At 70.9% G+C, this 18,943-nt stretch carries 17 protein-coding genes and 1 pseudogene; 11 read left to right on the top strand and 7 right to left on the bottom strand.

Going from position 1 to position 18,943, the window contains the following annotated elements:
- Window positions 1-63 precede the first annotated feature (63 nt).
- The 3 genes from KME80_RS19385 to KME80_RS19375 are packed head-to-tail and all read left to right on the top strand — an operon-like array spanning window position 64 to window position 3,240.
- Window positions 64-981: a polyphosphate polymerase domain-containing protein gene (locus KME80_RS19385; protein ID WP_219507148.1), complete on the top strand. Its 918-nt coding sequence runs from the start codon at window positions 64-66 to the stop codon at window positions 979-981.
- Between the two features lie 6 nt (window positions 982-987).
- Window positions 988-1,665 carry a DUF4956 domain-containing protein gene (locus tag KME80_RS19380; protein WP_219507136.1) on the top strand — a complete coding sequence of 226 codons (678 nt, stop codon included), beginning with the start codon at window positions 988-990 and terminating at the stop codon, window positions 1,663-1,665.
- Between the two features lie 6 nt (window positions 1,666-1,671).
- Window positions 1,672-3,240 carry a CotH kinase family protein gene (locus KME80_RS19375; protein ID WP_219507135.1) on the top strand — a complete coding sequence of 523 codons (1,569 nt, stop codon included), beginning with the start codon at window positions 1,672-1,674 and terminating at the stop codon, window positions 3,238-3,240.
- 159 nt (window positions 3,241-3,399) lie between these two features.
- On the opposite strand, the gene KME80_RS51890 is transcribed toward KME80_RS19375, so the two are convergent.
- The 3 genes and pseudogenes from KME80_RS51890 to KME80_RS19365 form a co-directional block, all read right to left on the bottom strand.
- The gene (locus KME80_RS51890) at window positions 3,400-3,906 is read right to left on the bottom strand and encodes an SDR family NAD(P)-dependent oxidoreductase (RefSeq protein WP_281427060.1); all 507 of its coding nucleotides are present in this window, start codon (window positions 3,904-3,906) and stop codon (window positions 3,400-3,402) included.
- Between the two features lie 172 nt (window positions 3,907-4,078).
- Window positions 4,079-4,201: pseudogene (locus tag KME80_RS51885) on the bottom strand (short-chain dehydrogenase/reductase); the annotation flags it as partial.
- A 26-nt stretch (window positions 4,202-4,227) separates the two neighbouring features.
- Window positions 4,228-4,965, bottom strand: coding sequence for an SDR family oxidoreductase (locus tag KME80_RS19365; protein ID WP_219507133.1), 738 nt, complete (start codon window positions 4,963-4,965; stop codon window positions 4,228-4,230).
- 101 nt (window positions 4,966-5,066) lie between these two features.
- On the opposite strand from KME80_RS19365, the gene KME80_RS19360 reads away from it, so the two are divergent.
- Complete coding sequence (locus tag KME80_RS19360; RefSeq protein WP_219507132.1) at window positions 5,067-5,888, top strand: helix-turn-helix domain-containing protein; 822 nt, start codon at window positions 5,067-5,069, stop codon at window positions 5,886-5,888.
- Window positions 5,889-6,088: 200 nt separating this feature from the next.
- Here KME80_RS19360 and KME80_RS19355 read toward each other — a convergent pair whose 3' ends face one another.
- Window positions 6,089-8,869, bottom strand: coding sequence for an AfsR/SARP family transcriptional regulator (locus KME80_RS19355; RefSeq protein WP_281427068.1), 2,781 nt, complete (start codon window positions 8,867-8,869; stop codon window positions 6,089-6,091).
- A 79-nt stretch (window positions 8,870-8,948) separates the two neighbouring features.
- Between KME80_RS19355 and KME80_RS19350 the strand changes: the two genes are divergently transcribed.
- The 4 genes from KME80_RS19350 (at window position 8,949) to KME80_RS19335 (ending at window position 13,616) form a co-directional block, all read left to right on the top strand.
- The gene (locus KME80_RS19350; RefSeq protein WP_219507129.1) at window positions 8,949-10,016 is read left to right on the top strand and encodes an FAD-dependent monooxygenase; all 1,068 of its coding nucleotides are present in this window, start codon (window positions 8,949-8,951) and stop codon (window positions 10,014-10,016) included.
- Window positions 10,017-10,048: 32 nt separating this feature from the next.
- A complete protein-coding gene (locus KME80_RS19345; protein WP_246645216.1) occupies window positions 10,049-11,557 on the top strand; it encodes a serine hydrolase domain-containing protein in 1,509 nt (502 codons plus the stop codon).
- 89 nt (window positions 11,558-11,646) lie between these two features.
- Window positions 11,647-12,762 carry a serine hydrolase domain-containing protein gene (locus KME80_RS19340; protein ID WP_219507128.1) on the top strand — a complete coding sequence of 372 codons (1,116 nt, stop codon included), beginning with the start codon at window positions 11,647-11,649 and terminating at the stop codon, window positions 12,760-12,762.
- A gap of 71 nt (window positions 12,763-12,833) precedes the next feature.
- Window positions 12,834-13,616, top strand: a complete 783-nt coding sequence (locus KME80_RS19335) for an alpha/beta hydrolase (protein ID WP_219507126.1) — start codon at window positions 12,834-12,836, stop codon at window positions 13,614-13,616.
- Between the two features lie 314 nt (window positions 13,617-13,930).
- Here the strand turns inward: KME80_RS19335 and KME80_RS19330 are convergent, their stop codons facing one another.
- A complete protein-coding gene (locus KME80_RS19330) occupies window positions 13,931-14,596 on the bottom strand; it encodes a maleylpyruvate isomerase family mycothiol-dependent enzyme (RefSeq protein WP_219507125.1) in 666 nt (221 codons plus the stop codon).
- 134 nt (window positions 14,597-14,730) lie between these two features.
- A complete protein-coding gene (locus KME80_RS19325; RefSeq protein WP_219507123.1) occupies window positions 14,731-15,120 on the bottom strand; it encodes a hypothetical protein in 390 nt (129 codons plus the stop codon).
- Between the two features lie 125 nt (window positions 15,121-15,245).
- On the opposite strand from KME80_RS19325, the gene KME80_RS19320 reads away from it, so the two are divergent.
- The 3 genes from KME80_RS19320 to KME80_RS19310 are packed head-to-tail and all read left to right on the top strand — an operon-like array spanning window position 15,246 to window position 18,514.
- Window positions 15,246-16,343 (top strand): sensor histidine kinase, encoded by a 1,098-nt coding sequence (locus tag KME80_RS19320; RefSeq protein ID WP_219507122.1) that lies wholly within the window; start codon window positions 15,246-15,248, stop codon window positions 16,341-16,343.
- Window positions 16,344-16,348: 5 nt separating this feature from the next.
- A complete protein-coding gene (locus KME80_RS19315) occupies window positions 16,349-17,035 on the top strand; it encodes a response regulator (RefSeq protein WP_219507120.1) in 687 nt (228 codons plus the stop codon).
- A 36-nt stretch (window positions 17,036-17,071) separates the two neighbouring features.
- Window positions 17,072-18,514 (top strand): nitrilase-related carbon-nitrogen hydrolase, encoded by a 1,443-nt coding sequence (locus KME80_RS19310; protein WP_219507119.1) that lies wholly within the window; start codon window positions 17,072-17,074, stop codon window positions 18,512-18,514.
- Window positions 18,515-18,575: 61 nt separating this feature from the next.
- Here the strand turns inward: KME80_RS19310 and KME80_RS53210 are convergent, their stop codons facing one another.
- A complete protein-coding gene (locus tag KME80_RS53210) occupies window positions 18,576-18,866 on the bottom strand; it encodes a GrpB family protein (protein ID WP_372455366.1) in 291 nt (96 codons plus the stop codon).
- Window positions 18,867-18,943 lie beyond the last annotated feature (77 nt).

Genomic DNA, 18,943 nt, shown 5'->3' with positions numbered 1-18,943 from the left:
GGCGATTCACACACTATTCCCAGCTTCGTGCTGTCAGATGTGCTCTGACACCGAAGGAGGGACATGCTGCGAAGATTCCGCAAGCGAGACGTCTTCCAAGGTCAGACCGGAGAATGCACCGCTTCGAGCGTCTTGCCGGAAGGCGATGCCGGCCATCGGCTGCGCGCCCCGAGCAAACTGCACGCGTTCAACCGGTACGAGATCAAATACCTGATCGACGCGGACCGGGTCGACGAACTGCGCGAGGAACTGGAGAACCGGCTCGACCGCGACCGGCACTGCCCGGACGAGGGCTACAACATCTGGAGCGTCTACTACGACACCCGGCAGCTTCGCTTCTACTGGGAGAAGATCGAGGGCCTGAAGTTCCGCAGGAAGCTGCGGGTGCGCCACTACGGCGACCGGTTCGCGGCGGCGCCGGACACCCCGGTGTTCGTCGAGATCAAGCAGCGCGTCAACCGGGTCACCCAGAAGCGCCGGGTACGCCTGCCGTACGCTGACGCGCTGCGGCTGTGCGACGGGCGGCAGATGGTCGACCACGAGCCGTCCCAGCGGGCCTTCCTGGAAGAGGTGCTCGACCTGGTCTCCCGGCTGGAGCTGCGCGCCACCGCGATGACCGGTTACACCCGCCACGCCTACATGGGGCGAGATGCCGACGTTGGGCTGCGCGTCACCTTCGACCGCCGCATCAGAGGCCGGGACCGCGACTTCCACTTCGGCGCCGACGCGGAGAACCGGCTCATCGTCCCCGCCCGCAAAGCGATCATGGAAGTCAAGGCGAACGAGCGGGTCCCGTACTGGCTCACCGACCTGACCGCCAAGCGGAGCCTGCAGGTGGTGCGGGTGTCCAAGTACTGCCAGAGCGTCGAGGCCTACGGGCTGGCGCCGCGCTCCGTCTTCCACCTTCCCGGCAACGATCACATGCCCGGCAACGATCATCTTCCCGGCCGCGAGCGGTCGATGGCTCACATGGAGGTCTGACCCCTGATGGACTTCTCCTTCCAGGATCTGTCCGGCACGTTCAGCGTGGCCGACATCGCGATCGCGATGTCGCTGTCGTTCGTGCTGAGCGCGATGATCGGCTGGGTGTACCGGGCGACGCACCGCAACGTCTCCTACAGCCAGTCGTACGTGCAGACGCTCGTCATCCTCGGCATGCTCATCTCGCTGATCATGCTCGTCGTCGGCTCGAACATCGCGCGGGCGTTCGCCCTGGTCGGCGCGCTGTCCGTGGTGCGGTTCCGCAACGCGATCAAGGAGACCCGCGACGTCGGGTTCATCTTCCTGGTCATGGGCGTCGGCATGGCCGTCGGCACTCGTTTCTACCTGCTGGCGATCGTCGCGGCGGTGGCGATCTCGCTGATCATCATGCTCATGCAGCGGTTCGACTGGTTCGCGCTCAACGTGCGCCGCCAGGTGGTCAAGGTGCAGGTGCCGGCCGACGAGGACTTCACCGCCACGGTCCAGGACGTGCTGGTGCGGCACACCGACGAGTTCGAACTGGTCAGCATGGAATCGATCCGCGGCGGCGCGCTCACCGAGCTCATGTACACCGTGAGGATCAAGAAGGGCAGTGAGCCCGCCGACCTCATCTCGGCTCTGCGCGAGCGCAACCACGGCCAGTCCGTCACCGTGCTCACCGGGTACGACCAGACCGACCTGTAGGCGGCCATGACCCATCCCACCAACCGGCGACGGCTACGCCACCGAATCCCGATCAAGCTCCGGCACAATTGGAAGCTCGTCGCGCTGTGCACCGCCTTCCTGGCCGCGTGCTGGGGCGTGTTCGGCAGCGGGACGATCCGCCCGTACGTGACCACCGCCCGGACCGCTTCGGCCGACACCGTCACGACGAACCTCACCGGGACCAAGGACCTGTTCGACACCACGGTCGGGCACGAGGTGAAGCTGACCTTCACCGACGCGGCGTACCAGGACATGCTGACCGAGTACTACGCCAGTGGCGAGAAGAAGTACGTCGAGGCGGATCTGACCATCGACGGGACCCGCATCCCCAGCGTAGGCGTCCGGCTCAAAGGCAACTCCACGCTCATGGGCCTGACCTGGAACGGCAAGTCCCGCAGCAGCGGCCGGGGCGGCTTCCCCGGCGGACGGCCAGCCGAGGGCTTCGAACCTCCCGAGGGTATCCAGCCGCCGGACGGGTTTCAGCCGCCTGGCGGTGAGCAGCCGCAAGGAAACGGACAGCCGATGACGAACGGGCGGCCGGGCGGCGGGATGTTCGGCGCTCAGCTCAAGGCGGAGGAGCCCGAGAAGCTGCCCTGGCTGATCAGCTTCGACGAGTTCGTCGAGGGCCGCCGCTACCAGGGCCACACGCAGGTGGCTGTGCGACCCGCTGCGACGGGCTCGACGACGATGCTCAGCGAGGCGCTCGGCATCTCGGTCGTCGGCGCCGCCGGCGAGCCGACGCAGCGCTCCGCGTACAGCTCCTTCAACGTGAACGGGCGTTCCTCCACGCCGCGCCTGCTGGTGGAGTACCTCGACGAGGGCTACGCCGAGGACCTGGGCGACGGCGTCCTGTACAAGTCGCTGGCCACCGGCTCCTTCACCTACAAGGGCGAGGACCAGACCCAATATGTCAACGACTTCAAGCAGATCAACAAGATCGGCGGCAAGGACCTTCAGCCTGTCATCGACCTGGTCAAATGGGTGAACGAAGCTTCCGACGCCGAGTTCGCCGCCGGTCTCGCCGACCGGCTGGAGGTGGAGTCGTTCGCCCGTTATCTGGCCCTGCAGAACCTGATGGTCAACTTCGACGACATGGCCGGGCCGGGCAAGAACTATTACCTCTGGTACGACTCGGGCAGCAAGAAGTTCACCGTCATCACGTGGGACCTCAACCTCGCCTTCAACGGCGATGCCACGGCGGGCGTCCACGACAGCATCAGCATGGGATTCGGCCGTGACCGCCCTCGCCAGAACGGCCAGCCCCCGCAGGGCGACCGGCCAAGGAGCGGCATGACCATGGGCCACCCGCTGAAGGAGAAGTTCCTCAAGAACGCCACCTTCAAGAAGGTCTACGAGGAGCAGTACAGAAACCTGTACAACACACTCCTGGCCGATGGCAGCGCCACCAAGCTGCTCGACAACCTGGTCAGCTCTTACCAACTGAACAATGGAGCCGACACGGCCGCGATCGAAACCGACGCGAGCACACTGCGGACGTTCCTGCAGGCGCGGACCGAGAGCCTGGGCGCGGACAAGGCGATCAACGGAAGCTGATCGCCGGCGCTACTCAAGGGCGCGGGGACAGCATGCGGCCCCGCGCCCTCGGCCTGTGAACCGTAAGTCGGCACCGGAGTGAGGCTTCCCTTGCAGGTGATAGCACAAAGGCGCAGGTGCCGATCACATTGCTGTACCGGTGGCCGACGGCTGGGTCGGTCATCCTTGTGCGTCGTAGGCCAGCCGCTCCCACTGCTTCCAATCCGCGAGCCGCCGTTCGTGGATGGCGGTGACGATCCCGGGTGCGGCGGCCCCGAAGAGCACCCGCAGCGGCGGTTCGGCGGCATCCACCACTTCCAGCAGAGCTCGGGCTGCGGCGTCAGGGTGGCCCGGTGGCTGAACGTTGCGGCGTGCGGCGGCCGCCTCGCGTACGCCGTCGTACTCCGGCAGTACCGGGGAGCGGCGGGCCGACGCGCCCGCCCAGTCGGTGGCGAACCCGCCCGGCTCGACCAGGGTGACCTTGACGCCGAAGGCGGCGACTTCGAGCGCGAGCGATTCGCTGATCCCCTCAAGTGCCCACTTGGAGGCGTGGTAGGCGCCCAGGTTCGTGAAGGCGCCCACGCCACCGATGGAGGAGATTTGCACGATGTGGCCACCTCCCTGAGCACGCATCAGCGGCACTGCCGCCTGAGTCACCCAGACCACACCGAACAGGTTGGTCTCCATCTGATCGCGGAGGTCGTCTTCCGACAGCTCCTACACCATGCCGAAGTGGCCGTATCCGGCGTTGTTGACGACCACGTCGAGCCGGCCGAACTCCGCGTGGGCGTGCCGGACCGGCGCGGTCGGTCACGTCGAGCCGGAGCGGCAGCAGGTCCGCCTCGTACTCGGCCGCCAGGTCGTCGAGGGCCGCGAGGTTCCGCGCGGTCGCCACCACGCGGTCGCCGCGCTGCAGCGCCGCGGCGGTGAACGCGCGCCCGAAGCCTCGGGAAGCGCCGGTGATGAACCAGGTCTTACTCATCTTGCCGTCCTTCGGAGAGATGTCCGTCAGCGCTGCGCGGACGGACGGAGAACGATCTCGTTGACGTCGACGTCGGAGGGCTGGGCGATGGCGTACGCGATGGCGTTCGCGATGTCCTCGGAGCGGATCGAGGCGGCTCGGTACGTGCGCATGACCTCAGCGGCGTGCGGGTCGCTGATATGGTCGGCCAGCTCGGTGTCGACCACGCCGGGGGAAACGGTGGTCACCCGGATGCCCGGCTCGGATTCCAGCCGCAGCCCCTCGGTGAGCGCCCACGCGGCGTACTTGGTCGCGGAGTAGATCGCGGAGGTCTCCACGACCTGGTGGGCGCCGATCGAGGCGACCGTGACGAAATGGCCGCTTCCCTGGCGGCGGAAGATCGGCAGGGCAGCGGCGATGCCGTGGAGAAGGCCGCGCACGTTGACGTTCAGCATCTGGTCCCACTCCTCGACCAGGAGTGCGTCCAGCCGGGACAGGAGCATGACTCCGGCGTTCGCGACCAGCACATCGAGTCTGCCGTACGCGTTCACGACCTCCTCGATCACCTCATGGAAGCCGGGACTGTCGGTGACGTCGAGCGGGCGGGCCTCGGCGGAGTGGCCGGCCGCGCACAGGCCGGCGGCGAGCGCCTTGATCCGGTCGGTGCGGCGGGCGGTGAGGACCACGTGGTGTCCGGCGGTCGCGAGTGTGCGGGCGGTGGCCGCGCCGATGCCGCTGCTCGCGCCGGTCACCAGTACGACCTTCTGTTCCGGTGTCTCTGTCATGCTTCGAGACTCGGGCAGTCCGCTTGTCCCGCTACAGGCCGCCGTGTGCATGGGAGTACCGCACCCACCCTTGGCCGCCCGTTCCCTCCTACCCTGAACGTATGACCGAGCAGCCCCTAGGCGACTTCCTGCGTGGCAGGCGGGCACGCGTACGCCCCGAAGACGCCGGCCTGCCCGCCGGGCCACGGCGGCGGGTGCCCGGGCTGCGGCGTGAGGAGGTCGCACTGCTGGCCGGTGTGAGCGCGGACTACTACGTGCGGCTGGAGCAGGGGCGGGAACGCAACCCGTCACCGCAGGTGCTGAACGCGCTGGCGACCGCACTCCGCCTCGACGGTGACGCCCACGCGCATCTCTTCCGGCTCGCCGGGCTGACCCCACGGCCCGCGCGGTCCACCCCCGAGCGCGCGGATCCCGAGCTGCTGCAACTGCTGGACGGCTGGCCGGACAACCCGGCGCTGGTGCTCGGGCGAGCGTACGACGTACTCGCCGGAAACCGGCTCGGCTACGCGCTCTTCGAAGAGTTCCGTGGCGGGGCGAACCTGCTGGACAAGCTGTTCCGCGATGCGGACGCGCGCTGGTTCTACAAGGACTGGGAGGCCGCCGCGGTCAACACCGTTGCCGGCTTCCGGCTGCTGTACGGGCAGGACCCGCACCATCCGCGCGTACGCGAGGTGCTCGGTTCGATGCTGGCGCACAGTCGAGAGTTCGCCGAACTGTGGCGAGCGAACGAGGCCCGGGGCAAACGCGCCGAGGTGAAGGCCTTCCGCCACCGCGACGTCGGCGAACTCACCCTGCGCATGCATGCCTTCGACGTACGGGCCGCACCGGGGCAGCAGCTCGTCGTCTACCACGCCGAGCCCGGCTCTGCGAGCGCGGACGCGCTCGCCCTGCTCGGCACCCTCGCCGCAACCGCCGACCAATAGGGGCGCCCCCGGACCTCTGACCTGCGGTGCCGCAAGGCCGGCCGGCCGCGGTGGTGGTGCGCGGCGTGCGCGGCATGCTCGCGATGGTGACAGCGGGGAGCCGCCGCCGGGGTCCGCGGTCGGCTCCTTCAGGGACGGACCTGGACGTGAGCAGTCAGCGCGGTGCCGGGCGGACCTTCTGAACAGGTAAGCCAAGATCGTCACAGGAGGGCTCTGGCGGTGTCAGCGGCGGGGTTGCCGAGCTCTTCGAGCAGGCGGACCGCCTCCTGGGCGTGAGTACGGGTCAGGGCGGTGTGGCCGAGTGCGTGACGGGCCTTGGCCAAGCCGAGGTGGCCGTGGGCGGCTTCGTGGGGATCGTCGATCTCCGTGGCCAGAGCGAGTGCGGCGTCGTGATCGATGAGGGCCTGATGGTGGTCGCCCATGGCTCGTGCGGCGGCGCCCAGGGCGTTCAGGGTCTCCGCCTGCAGGTGCGGGCCGAGGTCGCGGCTGATCGCGTAGGCGCGTTCGAAGGCGCGGCGAGCGGCGTCGTGCTCGCCCTGGTCGGTGTGGAGGTTGCCGAGGGCGAGCTGGGCGTTCCAGAGGCTTGCCTGGCTGCCGATCTCGTGGTTGATCCGCTGGGCCTGCATCAGGTGGTCGCGGGCCAGGTCGGGCTTGCCCAGTTGCCTGTAGGTCTCGCCCATGTCGATCAGGAGGACCCCCGTGCCGACGCGGTTGTCCGCCTTCTGGAACAGTTCCAGTGCCTGTCGATAGTGGTCGTGGGCGCCGTGGACGTCGCCTCGGCGTTCGAGCGAGTGGCCCAGGAAGTGATGGCCCACCGCTTCGCCCTCCGGGTCGCCGGCCGCCCGGCAGGTGCTGATCGCCTCGTGGGCGTACTGGACGGCCTGGGCCACGTTCCCCAGGGCGTGGTGAGTTCTGGCCAGGTCCGCGAGGGTGCGGCCCTCGCTCCACAGGTCGGCTGCCTGCCGTACCGCTGAAAGGGTTTGCAGGTGGAGGGTGAGTGCGGCGCCGCGGCGGCCGCGTTCCTCCAGGAAGGGGAACAGGGTCGTGGACAGGAAGAAGGCCTGCGTGTGCCAGCCGTGTTCCGCCGCGTGCGCGCCGACGGACAGGAGGGCGGGCAGCTCGGTGTCCAGCCAGGCCGCGGCGTCGGCGCGGTCGGACAGGGGTGGGGTCTCCAGGCCCGGGGCGGGCTCGTGCGGAGCTGGGAGAACCCTGTCCGCGTACCTGAGGTCGGCGGCCATGCCCGTCAGGTGGGTGTAGAACGCGAAGAGCCTGGTCAGGGCGGCCTTTGCGGAGGCGTCCTGTTCCTCCAGAACGGCGGCTGACCTGGCGTGGTCGCGCAGAAGGTCGTGGAAGGTGTAGCGGCCTGGTTCCTGCTGGAGGAGCATGTGGGTGTCCAGCAGGTCTTCCAGGAGCGACTCGGCACGCGTAACGGTCAGGCCGGCCAGCGCGGCGGCCGCGTAGGCGTCGATGTCCTGGCCGGGGTGGAGACCGAGCAGGCGGAACATGCGGCGATGGTCGGCGCTCAGCTGCTCGTACGACAGTCCGAAAGCGGCCGCGACGCCCCGTTCCGCGGTGGCCAGTTCGGCCAGGCGGCGGCCCTGGTCGCGCAGCCGTACGGCGAGGTAGTCCACGGTCCACCGGGGACGGTGGCGCAGCCGCGCGGCGGCGATGCGCACGGCCAGCGGAAGGAACCCGCACAGGCTCAAGACCTCGGCGACGGCTGCGGGCTCCGCCCGCGCGCGCGGCCCGACGACGCCGGTGAACAGCTCGACCGCGTCACGCTCCGAGAGCACGTCGACGGAGATGGCGTGGGCGCCGTCCAAGTCGGTCAGCCTGCGCCGGCTGGTGATCACGGCCATGCTGCCCGAACCGCCGGGCAGCAGCGGCCTGACGTGCTGGGCGTCGGCGGCGTTGTCGATGACGACCAGGGCGCGCAGCCCCGACAGTTCGGCGCGCCACAGCGCGGCGCGTTCGGAGGTCCCTGGCGGTACGCGCTCGGCGGGGACGCCGAGCTGGCGCAGCAGAATCTCCAGCGCGTCGCCGGGAGCGACGGGGTCCCGGCCTGCGGTGTGGGCCTGCAGGTCGACGAAGAGCGCGCCGTCGGGGAAGCGCTCGGCGAGCAGGTGTCCCGCGTGTACGGCCAGCGTGGTCTTGCCGATGCCCGCCATGCCGTCGATCGCGACCACGCTCACCCCGTCGGGCAGCTGGGCGAGCCGCTCGAGCTCGGCGTCCCGGCCGGCGAAGTCGGGCACGTCGTACGGCAGGAAGTTCACCACCGCGGGCCGGTCGTCTCTCAGCACCGCCTCTTCGACGGCCGCGAACTCCCGGCTGGGGTCCAGGCCCTGCTGCGCGGCCAGCGTCGTGCGGTAGTCACGCGCGGCCGCCAGCGCCTCCGCCTGCCGTCCCGACCGGTGCAGCGCCAGCACGTACTGTCCGCGCAGGCGCTCCCGCAGCGGGTGGCCGGCCACTTCCGCGGCGAGCTCGTCCAGCAGCACGGCATACCGCCCGGCCTCCAGCTCCAGCTCCGCCAGCCGTTCCAGCGCCGTCAGCCGCTGCTCCTCCAGCAGGGCCCGGGTGGCGGGCACGAAGTCGGCCTGCACGTCGGCCAGCGCCTGCCCTCGCCAGAGCCCGAGCGCCTGGCGGATCTCGTCGCGGTCGCCCGCGGCCAGCCGCCTGAACTCGTGCACGTCCACCTGACCCGGCTCCGTCACCACGGCATAGCCGGCGGGACGCGTCTGCACGATGTTCTCGGCCTGCGCCGCGCGCAGCATCCGGCGTATCGCCATCACCGACGCCTGGACCTGCGCCTTGGCCGTCTCCGGTGGGGTCGGCCCCCACATCGCCTCGATCAGCCGGTCCGTGCTCACCGTGCTTCCCGCGTTCAGCAGAAGGTAGGCGAGCATCGCTCGATGCCGGGGCGCTCCGCCCAGCACATGCCCGTCAGCGCTCACCTCCACTGTGCCCAGGAGCGAGAAGCGCATAGAGACCATATGGGCGAATGTATCAACGCCCTCGCTCAGTATTTCTCCAGGCCGCGGCACGTACAGGACAGGAGGACACATGAGCGGAGACGCGCTGATCTCAGGTGCGGGTGTCGCGGGCATGTCGCTGGCGTACTGGCTGCACGGGCAGGGCTACGCGGTGACCGTGGTGGAGCGCGCCGCCGCGTTGCACGGCACCGGGTACGCGGTCGACTTCCGCGGGCAGGCGATCGGCGTCCTGGACGGCATGGGTCTGCTGTCGCAGATGCGCGATCACGCCACGGGACTGGGAGCGATCACGCTCGTCGACGGTGACGGGAAGCGGATCGGTGAGGTTCCCGGGGAGACGCTCGCCGGCGACCTGACGGTGCTCAAGCCCGATGTGACGCGCATCCTGCACAGCATCACCGCCGACGACGTCTGCTACGTCTTCAACGACTCGATCACCGCGATCGACCAGGGCGAGGACGGCGTCAGCGTCGAGTTCGAACGGGCGGCCGGGCGCAGGTTCGACCTGGTGGTCGGCGCCGACGGCGTCCACTCCGGCGTTCGCCGCCACGTCTTCGGTCCCGACCGCGACTTCGTCCAGCACCTGGGCATGTCGGGTGTCGGGTTCACCACGGCCAACCGGCCGGGCCTCGACCACGAGGGCCTGCTGTACAGCGGGCCAGGCAGGGCCGTCCACGTGTTCAGCTGCGGCGACCCCGGCAGGATGACCGTGAGCCTGTCGTTCGCCACCGCTTCGGCCGACGTGGACAGGCTCGGCCGCGGCTCGAAGGAACGCCTGGTCCGCGAGCGCTTCGCAGGCACGCGATGGCTGGTGCCACGGCTGCTGGAGGAGATGCGGCTGGCTCGCGACTTCTCCTTCTTCTCCGCCTGCCAGATCGTCATGGACCGTTGGTCACACGGCCGCGTCGTCCTCGTCGGCGACGCCGGCTACTGCGCGGCGCCGATGGCGGGCATGGGCGCCTCCCAGGCCCTGATCGGGGCCCGCCTGCTGGCGGCCCGCCTGGTGGAGACGGACGGCGACCACACCGTCGCGTTCCCCGCCTACGAACGTGAACTACGCCCCTACGTCACCGAGAACCAGGTCAAGGGCGCAGAGGCGGCGAAGGCGTTCGGCTGCACCATCCGCCCATCCCATTGATTTTCCGTAACGCATCGAAGGAGCACACCATCATGTCCATCACCCTTACCGAGCAGGACAAGAACACCCTGCGGATCGCCGCGTGGGGCGCCGTCTCGCTGATGTCCGCCGCCGGCGCCGCCGGCTCGGCGCACCAGGCCGGGACCGACGGTTCCCTCGCCCTGACCTCCGCGACCGGGCTGGTCGGGCACGTGCTCGCCAAGGCGCCCAAGGGTGTGAAGTACGGCAGGTCCGTGGCCGAGCTGGCCGATCAGGTGCTGCCGGCCCTGAACGCCTCCATGAGCCTGCTGAAGGAGCAGACCGCGGCAGAGGCCGGCAACTTCCGCCGCACCGTCCTCGTCGCCGTCGAGGCAGCCGCCCGCACCCACCGGGGCGAGCCCAGCCCCACCGTGGCAGAGATGGCCCGCAAGATCACCGCAGCTCTGGACGCCGCTCCGGCCACGCCGCCCGGCCAGGATCGCCCGGAGTTGCAGAAGCTCATCCAGGAGATGGTCGACTCCGGTTTCGTCGGAGTGACGCTGCGGGTGCGTGACGAGCAAGGCGAATGGGCAGGCAGCGCCGGGGCGGGCGAGCTCGCCGGGACCGAAGCGCCGCCGATCGACGGGCATGTCCGGATCGGCAGCAACACCAAGACGTTCACCGCCACCGTGGTGCTGCAACTGGTGGCCGAGGGCAAGATCGCCCTGGACACCCCGGTGGACGACTATCTGCCCGAGTTCGGGCTGGACCGGCGGATCACCGTGCGGATGCTGCTGCAGCACACCAGCGGGGTGTTCAACTTCACCGGCGAGTACTTCGAGGACGGCACGTTCGTGGCGGGGATCCCCGCCACCCCCGCTGGCAAGGCGTGGGTGGACAACCGGTTCCACAGCTACCGGCCGGAGGAGCTCGTACGACTGGCGCTGACCAAGCCGGCGAGGTTCGAGCCGGGCACCGACTGGAGCTATTCCAACACCAACTATGTGCTGGCCAGGCTGCTGATCGAGAAGGTCACCGGCCGCTCGGTCGCCGAGGAGATGCGGCGCCTCGTCCTGGGGCCTCTCGGCCTGACGGGCACCGTCCAGCCGACCACCGAGCAGGACATCCCCGCCCCGCACGCGCACGCCTACTACCGCTACGAGGAGGACGGCCAGGCCCGGACGGTCGACGTCACCCGGCACAACCCCTCCTGGATCTCCAGCGGCGGCGACATGATCTCCACCATCCGAGACCTGCAGACGTTCGTCACCGCGCTGCTGGGCGGCAAGCTGCTGCCGGCCGAACTGCTGGCCGAGATGTGCACGCCGGAGTCCAAGGCCGGCTACGGCCTGGGCGTGTTCGTCCAGGAGACGCCGGGCGGCGGCAAGGTCATCACGCACAACGGCGGCATGGCGGGCCACGCGGCCCTGATGTACGGCACACCTGACGGGGGCAGGACGTTGACCGCCGCGCTGAACTACGTGGACGACGCCGACATGTCCGTGGGCGCGGCATTCCAGCAGGCGACGCAGCGTCTGGTCGCCGAGGTGTTCGGCAGCGGCCAGGCCGGATCGGCTCAGTAGCCGGCGCCTCGATCACCCTGACCGCTGGTCTGCGCCAGCGGTCAGGGCACCTCAATGTCGCCAAGGCCAGGTGAAGGAGAGTGGACACCATGACGGTCACAGGCACCGTCGCCGACGGCTTCGAGAACGTCAGGGACGAGTTCGCCGCAGTCGTCACCGCCGAACCCGGGCTGGGCGCGCAGCTCGCCGTACGGCTGGCCGGCCGGCAGGTGGTGGACCTGTGGGCCGGGCCGGGAGTGCGCGGCGAATCCCTGTTCGCGCTGTACTCGTCCGGCAAGGGCGCGGCCTACCTGGTCGTCGCGCTGCTGGTCCAGGACGGCGTGCTGCACCTGGACCAGGCCGTGGCCGCGCACTGGCCGGAGTTCGCCGCGGCGGGCAAGAACGACCTCACCCTCCGAGACCTGCTCGGCCACCGTGCGGGGCTGATCGGCGTGGACGGCGGCTTCAGCGCGGCGGAGCTGACCGACGACCGGCTGCTCGCCCTGCGGCTGGCCGCGCAGAGGCCCTACTGGCGGCCTGGGAGCGCGTACGGCTACCACGCCTTCGTCATCGGCGCGCTCATCGGCGAGGTGGTGCGCCGGGTGACCGGCCGGTCGATCCAGGAGATCTACGCCGAGCGGGTGCGCACCCCGTACGACCTGGACTTCTACCTGGGGCTGCCCGAGGCCCTGGAGCCGCGTTACGTGCCGGTACGGCCGGCGCGTGACGACGGGCAGCGCGCTCCCGCGCCGGACAGCCTGACGGGGATCGCCTTCAACCTCAACGCCACCCCGCCGACCGACCTGGTGGAATTCGCCAACACCCGGTCCGTGCGCGCGCTGGGCCCCACCTCCTCGGGGAGCGTGGGCAACGCCCGCGGCCTGGCGACGCTCTACGCCGCGGCCATCTCCGAGGTCGACGGCCGGCCGCCGTTGCTGACCCCTGAGACCCTGGCCGAGTTCACCGGACCACACTCGACCGGCGCCGACCTGGTCACCGGTGAGCCCGACCACTTCCTCCTGGGCTTCGAGGCCCAAGGGGTTCGCTATCCCCAGCTCGGCACCGGCGCGTTCGGGCACAGCGGCGCCGTGGGCGCCCAGTCGTTCGCCGACCCCCACCACGGGATCGCCTACAGCTACACGCGCAACCGCTTCGCCGCCGGCGGAGGTGGCGGAGCGCTGGAGAACCACCGGCTCATCGCCGCAGTGCTGCGCGCGATCGGCTAGACCGGGACACCGGTGGCATCCAGGAGACCCGTGCCCTCCGTGACTCAGCCGATGAGGAAGGATGTCAGGCTGTGCTTGATCTCAATGCGTTGCGCGCTCCGCGTACCCGCGTCCCCGGACCCGACCTGCCGCACGTCAGCGACCTGAGCGGCCCCGGCAGGCTGAGGCTGCGCCACTACCGGCCGGCCGACGGGCCCCGGCCGATGATCGTGTTCCTGCACGGCGGCGCGTTCATACTGGGCGACCTCGACAGCCACGATCGCGCCTGCCGCCGGATCGCCGCCGCCTGCGACGTGGAGGTGCTGGCCGTCGACTATCGGCTCGCACCCGAGCACCCCTACCCGGCGGCGATCGACGACGCGGTCGAGGTGCTGCGCTGGGCGAAGCCGTGGGCCGTCGCCGGGGACAGCGCCGGCGGCTACCTGGCCACGATGGCCTGCCTGCGGCTGCGCGACGCCGGGGAGCCGCTGCCCGCCGCGCAGGTGCTCATCTGCCCGAACACCGATCTCACGCTCGCGTCGGCGAGCGTCCGGGAGCAGGGCGGGTGGGGGCTCGACCCGGCGTTCCTGCGCGAGGCGATCTCCTGCTGGACGCCCGACCCCGCCGACCCGGCCGCGAGCCCCTTGAGCGCGCCCAGCCTGCACGGCCTGCCGCCCGCCGTGGTGATCACCGCCGAGCGGGACCCCCTGCGTGACGAGGGCGAAGCCTATGCCGGGCGGCTGCGCGAAGCCGGTGTCGCGGTGACAAGCAGGCGGGAGGAGGGCCTGGAGCACGGCTTCATCCAGAATCTCGACGAGGCGGCGATCGCCGCCACCGAGCGGATTTTTCAGGATGTTCAACGGCTTCTGCCCTGACCTTCGGCATCGCCATCGTCGAGGGGCAGGCGACGCTCACCCGCTCGGGCTCGCCCGGCTACATCGCCCCGGAGCGGCTGCGCGGCGGCGGCGCTGGTGACGGGCGGGGTTCTGCTGCGGGCGGCCCCGGGCGGTGCTGGAGGGCCCGGCGGCACGGCCGTCCTCAGTACGTCCGCCGGTGGGACGCCGTCCGCACCGCCTGGCAGGGGGGACGGCGGTGGTGCAGGTGGATCCGTGCACGCTGCCGAGCGAGGCGCAGGCGGAGCGCCACCCGGTACGCCCTGGGCAACCTGCCGTGACCGCCGGACCCCGGGTCAGGTCATGTCGCGCCGGTCGCGCAGGATGTCGACGCCGTCGCCGTCAAGTTCGTCGCAGAACACCGAGCGTCCGGTCGTGGCCATCACCAGCGCCAGCGTGGTGCCGGACACCAGCGGGCCGGAGCCCGTGGCGAAAGGGCCGTCGGTGGCGACGAGCCGCAGGCCGGTGATCCGTCTCTTGGCGGCGACGACCAGGTCCGAGCCCTGGTAGTACTCGGCCACCCGGGTGAGGGTCTCGATCGGGTAGTCGTGGCGAATGCCCAGCGGCCGCCGGATGTCCTCGGCATGCACGACCGTCTCACCCAGCATCGCGATGACCGGGAGCGGCGGCTTGGTGGTGCTCGTGATGACGCGGCGGAACCTGTCATGCGTCTCCCCCGTGGTCGCGCCCAGCTGCTCGGCCAGCCGCATGGCGACCTGCTTGTCGAAGTCGAACCGGTAGCGGATCACCCCCGCCAGCCACCGCACGCCGTTGAGGCTCGCCCCTGCGGTGAGGTGCGCCAGCACCTCCCGCACCGTCAACCCGGCACACAACGACGGCGTCTCCCACTGCTCGGCGGTCAGTCCCGCCAGGTCGCCCGCCAGAGCCGCTCGTTCGGCACGCACCAGCGGCCAGAGGTCAGCCGCGCGGCTGCCGCGTGCTTCCGGTGCCGGATCGGTCATGTCGGACGGCCTTTTCTCGTCAGTCACAGGAGTCCTCGCGTCAGGTCGGTCAGGAAGGTCGAAGGTGAAGACCTCCGCCAGGGCGCGAAATCATCGGTGACTTGCCGGTACGGGGCCACGGCCGCGCGATGCGTTCACCAGCAGCGGAGGTCCCAGGTGCCGGAGGAAATCATATCGACGGCGACCGACACGTGGCCGGCGGACTTCTGCAGGACGATGACGCTCGGCTCGGAGAAGTGCGTGTCAGCCCGCATGAAGGGAGCCGCCTCGTAGTAGCGCTTGATCTCCTCGGGCGGGCGTTCGGTGCGGAGGTTGAAGGTGAAGCCGACCCAGCAGTCGCCGGAGTCCCCGTTCAGGGGCTCCTGAGGTTCGGACCCGGCGAACGTCGTGCCCGGCGGCATCGGATGTTCGAGGGCTCGCTCCTCGAAGCTCGCCAAGCGATGATCGGTGATCCACTGGGGGACCGCCACGACGGCGTACAGCAGGAGGAAAGGCGCGGCGCCGATGGCCGCCCCGATGAGCACCCATTTCAGAACGGATGGCCGGGAGGGCTTACCCGTAGGTCGCACTCGCCAATGATCACACAGGAGCCGCAGGCCCGTGCTCGGTTCATTTCCGCGGGCGTTCGCTCGGGATCGATAATGGGCTGATGGCCTGGATCGGTGGATTGTCCGGTCGGCGGGGCGACGGTGTGATCGCGGCGGTCACCACCGCGGCCACCCTCGGCCCGCTGCTGGTGTCCGGCCCGAAGGCGTGGTGGATCGTCGCCCTGGGCGTGGTCGCCTCCACGCCCGTCTACTGGCGCAGGCGCGCACCCATGACGGTGGCGCTGCTGGTCGGCGCCGCGATGAGCGCCATGGTCTTCTGGGAGAAGCCGTTCCTGCCGTTCGGCCCGCTGGTCGCCGTCCACACCATCGCCGACCGCAGCCCCGCGCGGCAGCGGCTGGCCGCGATCCCCGCGATCGCCGCCATCGTCGGGGTGTCCCTGGCGCTGCCGGGGGAGGACAGCGAGACGTTCCGCCTGGTCGGCATCGCTTTCGTGGCCGCGTACGCGCTCGGCACCAGCGCGCGGGCGAGCCGGTCACGTACCGCGGAACTGGCCGAGCGGGCACGCCGCCTCGAACAGGAGCACGTCGCCGCGGTGGCCGAGGAGCGGGCGCGGATCGCCCGGGACATGCACGACATCATCACGCACGCCGTCGGGCTGATGGTCGTGCAGGCCGAGGCCGGGCCCGTGGTCGTCCGGAGCGACGCGCCCAGGGCCGAGGCCGTCTTCGACGCGATCGCCGACACCGGCAGGGGCGCGCTCACCGAGCTGCGCGGCCTGCTCGCGGCCCTGCGCACCTCGGCCGTCCCGGCGGGGGAGGACCTCGGGCCGGCGCAGCCGCGCCTGGACGGGCTCGCCTCGCTGGCCGGGCGGAGCGGCCTGGACGTGGACATCACCGTGGAGGGCGAGCGGCGGCCGGTGCCCGCCGGCCTCGAAGCCGCCGTCTACCGGATCGTCCAGGAAGCCCTCACCAACGTGCGCAAGCACGCGGGGGTGGACGCCGTACGGCTGCGACTGCGATGGACCGCGCAGGAGCTGGTCGTCGAGCTCGCCGACAAGGGCGGCGGCCCGGCCCGAGGCGGCAGCGGCTACGGCCTGATCGGCATGCGGGAACGCGCGGCGGCGTGCGGCGGGACCCTCACCGCCGGGCCGGGACCAGCCGGCGGATACGTGGTCAGGGCCGTCTTTCCGCTTGAATAGCGCACATGCTGCGCGTGCTCATCGCCGACGACCAGGATCTCTTCCGGGCCGGGTTCGGCCTGATCCTCGGCGCTCAACCGGACATGCTGGTGGTGGGGGAGGCGGCGGACGGCGACGAGGCGATCGCGCTGGCCGGGCGGCTGCGTCCGGACGTCGTCCTGATGGACGTGCGGATGCCGGGCAGGAACGGCATCGAGGCCACCCGTGAGATCTGCGCGACCACCTCCGCGAAGGTGCTCGTGCTGACGATGTTCGACCTGGACGAGTACGTGTACGACGCCGTACGCGCGGGCGCGAGCGGCTTCCTGCTCAAGGACATCCGCCGCGACGAGCTGGCGCACGCGGTGCGCACCGTCGCCGCCGGTGAGGCGCTGCTGGCTCCCGCCGCCACCCGCAGGCTGCTGGAGAGCCTGGTCAGACGGCCCGCCCACGACCCGATGCCGCGCCTGGCGGGACGGCTGGAGGCGCTCACCGAGCGGGAACGCGAAACGCTCAGGCTGGTCGCCCGCGGCCTGTCGAACGCCGAGGTCGCCGCCACGCTCGTGGTCACCGAGCACACGGTCAAGACGCACGTCAGCCGCATCCTGACGAAGCTGGGCCTGCGGGACCGGGTGCAGGCGGCGGTGTTCGCCTACGAATGCGGCCTGGTGGTCGCCGGTGAGAGTGACCTCGGGGATCATACTCAGGACTGACGCGCCACCGGGGTCGCCTCCAGCAACATCGTCGCCATGAGACGTGCCCTGATCCCGCTCGTCGCGGCTCTGGCCTCGGCTGTCCTGCTGCACTTCGGCACCGGCCTGCACCCCGTGGCCTGGCTGACCTGGCTCGCTCCCTTGCCCGTGCTGGTCGCCGCTCCCCGGGTGGGGGCCGGGCTCGCGTTCGCCTCGGGCGCTCTGGCCTGGCTGGGCGGGCAGCTGCAGCTGTGGCCGTACTTCGCCGGGACGCTCGAGATGCCCGCCCTGGTGGCGGCCGGGCTCCTCGGCGGGCCGGCGCTGCTGTACGGCCTCGGCGTGCTGCTGCACCGCTCGCTGCTGGCGCGGCGGCGGCCGTTGACGGCCGCGCTCGCCGTGCCGGCGCTGTGGGTCGGCGTCGAATATCTGATGGCGCGGGCCGGTCCGCACGGCGCCTGGTGGAGCCTGGCCTACACCCAGGCCGACGTGCTGCCCGTCCTGCAGACGGCATCCGTCACGGGAGTGTGGGGGATCACCTTCCTGCTTCTGTTCGCGCCCGCCGCCGTGGCCGCGCTGCTCGCGCCCGGCGCGACGCACCGGCTCCACGTCGCGGTGACCGCGGGCGCGCTGGCGGCGCTGGTGGCGGCGTACGGCTTCACCCGGCTCGGCGCCGCCCAGGACGGCGAGGGGCACCGTACGGTCGCGCTGATCTCCACCGACCACCCGCGCGACACCGAGAAGCTGGACTCCCCGCAGGGGCGCGACCTGCTCCGGCGCTACGGCCAGGCCGTCGACGCGGCCGCCGCCCGCGGGGCCGAGATCGTGGTGCTGCCGGAGAAGACGTTCGAGGCCGACACCCCTCGGCTGCCGCCGGCCGGGCCGGGGGTCGAGGTCGTCACCGGCGTCGCGCTCGGCGCCGGCGCGACGCGGACGAACACCGCGCTGGCCACCCCGACCGGCGTCCGCTACGACAAACACCACCTGATACCCGGGCTGGAGTCGGAGTTCACCCCTGGACGGGCGCTGGCCTTCCTCGACCGGACCACCCTGGGGCTGATCATCTGCAAGGACCTGGACTTCCCGTGGCTGGTGCGGCAGTACCGCCAGGCGGGCGCCACCGCGCTGCTCGCGCCCGCGTGGGACTTCGACGACGACGCCTGGCTGCACAGCCGGATGGCGATGGTCCGCGGCGTGGAGAGCGGGCTGTCGGTGGCTCGCGCGGCCCGTCAGGGGTTCCTCACGGTGAGCGACACCCGTGGGCGGGTGCTGGCCGAGGCCCGCAGCGGCGAGCCCGGGGTTAACACGGCGAACACGGCGAACACGGTCAACACGGTGTACGCGGCGCTGCCGCGGCAGGGCGCCTCCACCGTCTACACCAGCCTGGGCGACTGGGCCGCCTGGTCCTCGATCGCGCTGCTGATCGTCGCGCTCGCCAGGCTCCGCACCCGCCAGGTCGGACCGCATGGGCTCCGCGGTGTCTTACCTGGTCAGAAGCAGTGAGCCGGCGTCACGGGTGTCCGTCCACGACGCCGCGCGGTGGCGGGGCATCGCGTCGGTCGGGTCAGGCGTCGCTGGGGCCCGGTCGCCAGCCGACGCGCTGGGCCCACGTGTCGGCGCGGCGCACGATGTCCCAGACGAAGGGCTCCTTGGCGGAGACATACCGTTGCCGGTCATCACGGAACTGCCGCGCGCACCGCCGCTTCACCTCGGCGAACTCGGTCGCGGCGTCAGGATGGGCGCGCAGGTAGTCGCGGAACAGCAGGGGCAGCTGCTGGGAGAAGCTGCCGAGCTCGCGTACGTGAACGTGGGTGCGGCGGCTGCCCGGGGCCTCGCGGAAGTAGCGCTTGGTCAGCTCGGGGTTGTCCGCCCGATGCGTCAGGCCGAGCCGTCGCCGAGTGCCCCGCGCAACGCCTTCCCGATCGCGGCGAA

This window comes from Nonomuraea ceibae, assembly GCF_019396325.1.
In the GTDB taxonomy this organism is placed as follows: domain Bacteria; phylum Actinomycetota; class Actinomycetes; order Streptosporangiales; family Streptosporangiaceae; genus Nonomuraea; species Nonomuraea ceibae.
This window is presented reverse-complemented; position numbering and strand designations above follow the sequence as displayed.

Bases quoted from the DNA above. Each gene is read 5' to 3' on its own strand.
- KME80_RS19385 (WP_219507148.1), top strand. From the start codon at position 64: ATGCTGCGAAGATTCCGCAAGCGAGACGTCTTCCAAGGTCAGACCGGA.
- KME80_RS19380 (WP_219507136.1), top strand. From the start codon at position 988: ATGGACTTCTCCTTCCAGGATCTGTCCGGCACGTTCAGCGTGGCCGAC.
- KME80_RS19375 (WP_219507135.1), top strand. From the start codon at position 1,672: ATGACCCATCCCACCAACCGGCGACGGCTACGCCACCGAATCCCGATC.
- KME80_RS51890 (WP_281427060.1), bottom strand. From the start codon at position 3,906: ATGGAGACCAACCTGTTCGGTGTGGTCTGGGTGACTCAGGCGGCAGTG.
- KME80_RS19365 (WP_219507133.1), bottom strand. From the start codon at position 4,965: ATGACAGAGACACCGGAACAGAAGGTCGTACTGGTGACCGGCGCGAGC.
- KME80_RS19360 (WP_219507132.1), top strand. From the start codon at position 5,067: ATGACCGAGCAGCCCCTAGGCGACTTCCTGCGTGGCAGGCGGGCACGC.
- KME80_RS19355 (WP_281427068.1), bottom strand. From the start codon at position 8,869: ATGCGCTTCTCGCTCCTGGGCACAGTGGAGGTGAGCGCTGACGGGCAT.
- KME80_RS19350 (WP_219507129.1), top strand. From the start codon at position 8,949: ATGAGCGGAGACGCGCTGATCTCAGGTGCGGGTGTCGCGGGCATGTCG.
- KME80_RS19345 (WP_246645216.1), top strand. From the start codon at position 10,049: ATGTCCATCACCCTTACCGAGCAGGACAAGAACACCCTGCGGATCGCC.
- KME80_RS19340 (WP_219507128.1), top strand. From the start codon at position 11,647: ATGACGGTCACAGGCACCGTCGCCGACGGCTTCGAGAACGTCAGGGAC.
- KME80_RS19330 (WP_219507125.1), bottom strand. From the start codon at position 14,596: ATGACCGATCCGGCACCGGAAGCACGCGGCAGCCGCGCGGCTGACCTC.
- KME80_RS19320 (WP_219507122.1), top strand. From the start codon at position 15,246: ATGGCCTGGATCGGTGGATTGTCCGGTCGGCGGGGCGACGGTGTGATC.
- KME80_RS19315 (WP_219507120.1), top strand. From the start codon at position 16,349: ATGCTGCGCGTGCTCATCGCCGACGACCAGGATCTCTTCCGGGCCGGG.
- KME80_RS19310 (WP_219507119.1), top strand. From the start codon at position 17,072: ATGAGACGTGCCCTGATCCCGCTCGTCGCGGCTCTGGCCTCGGCTGTC.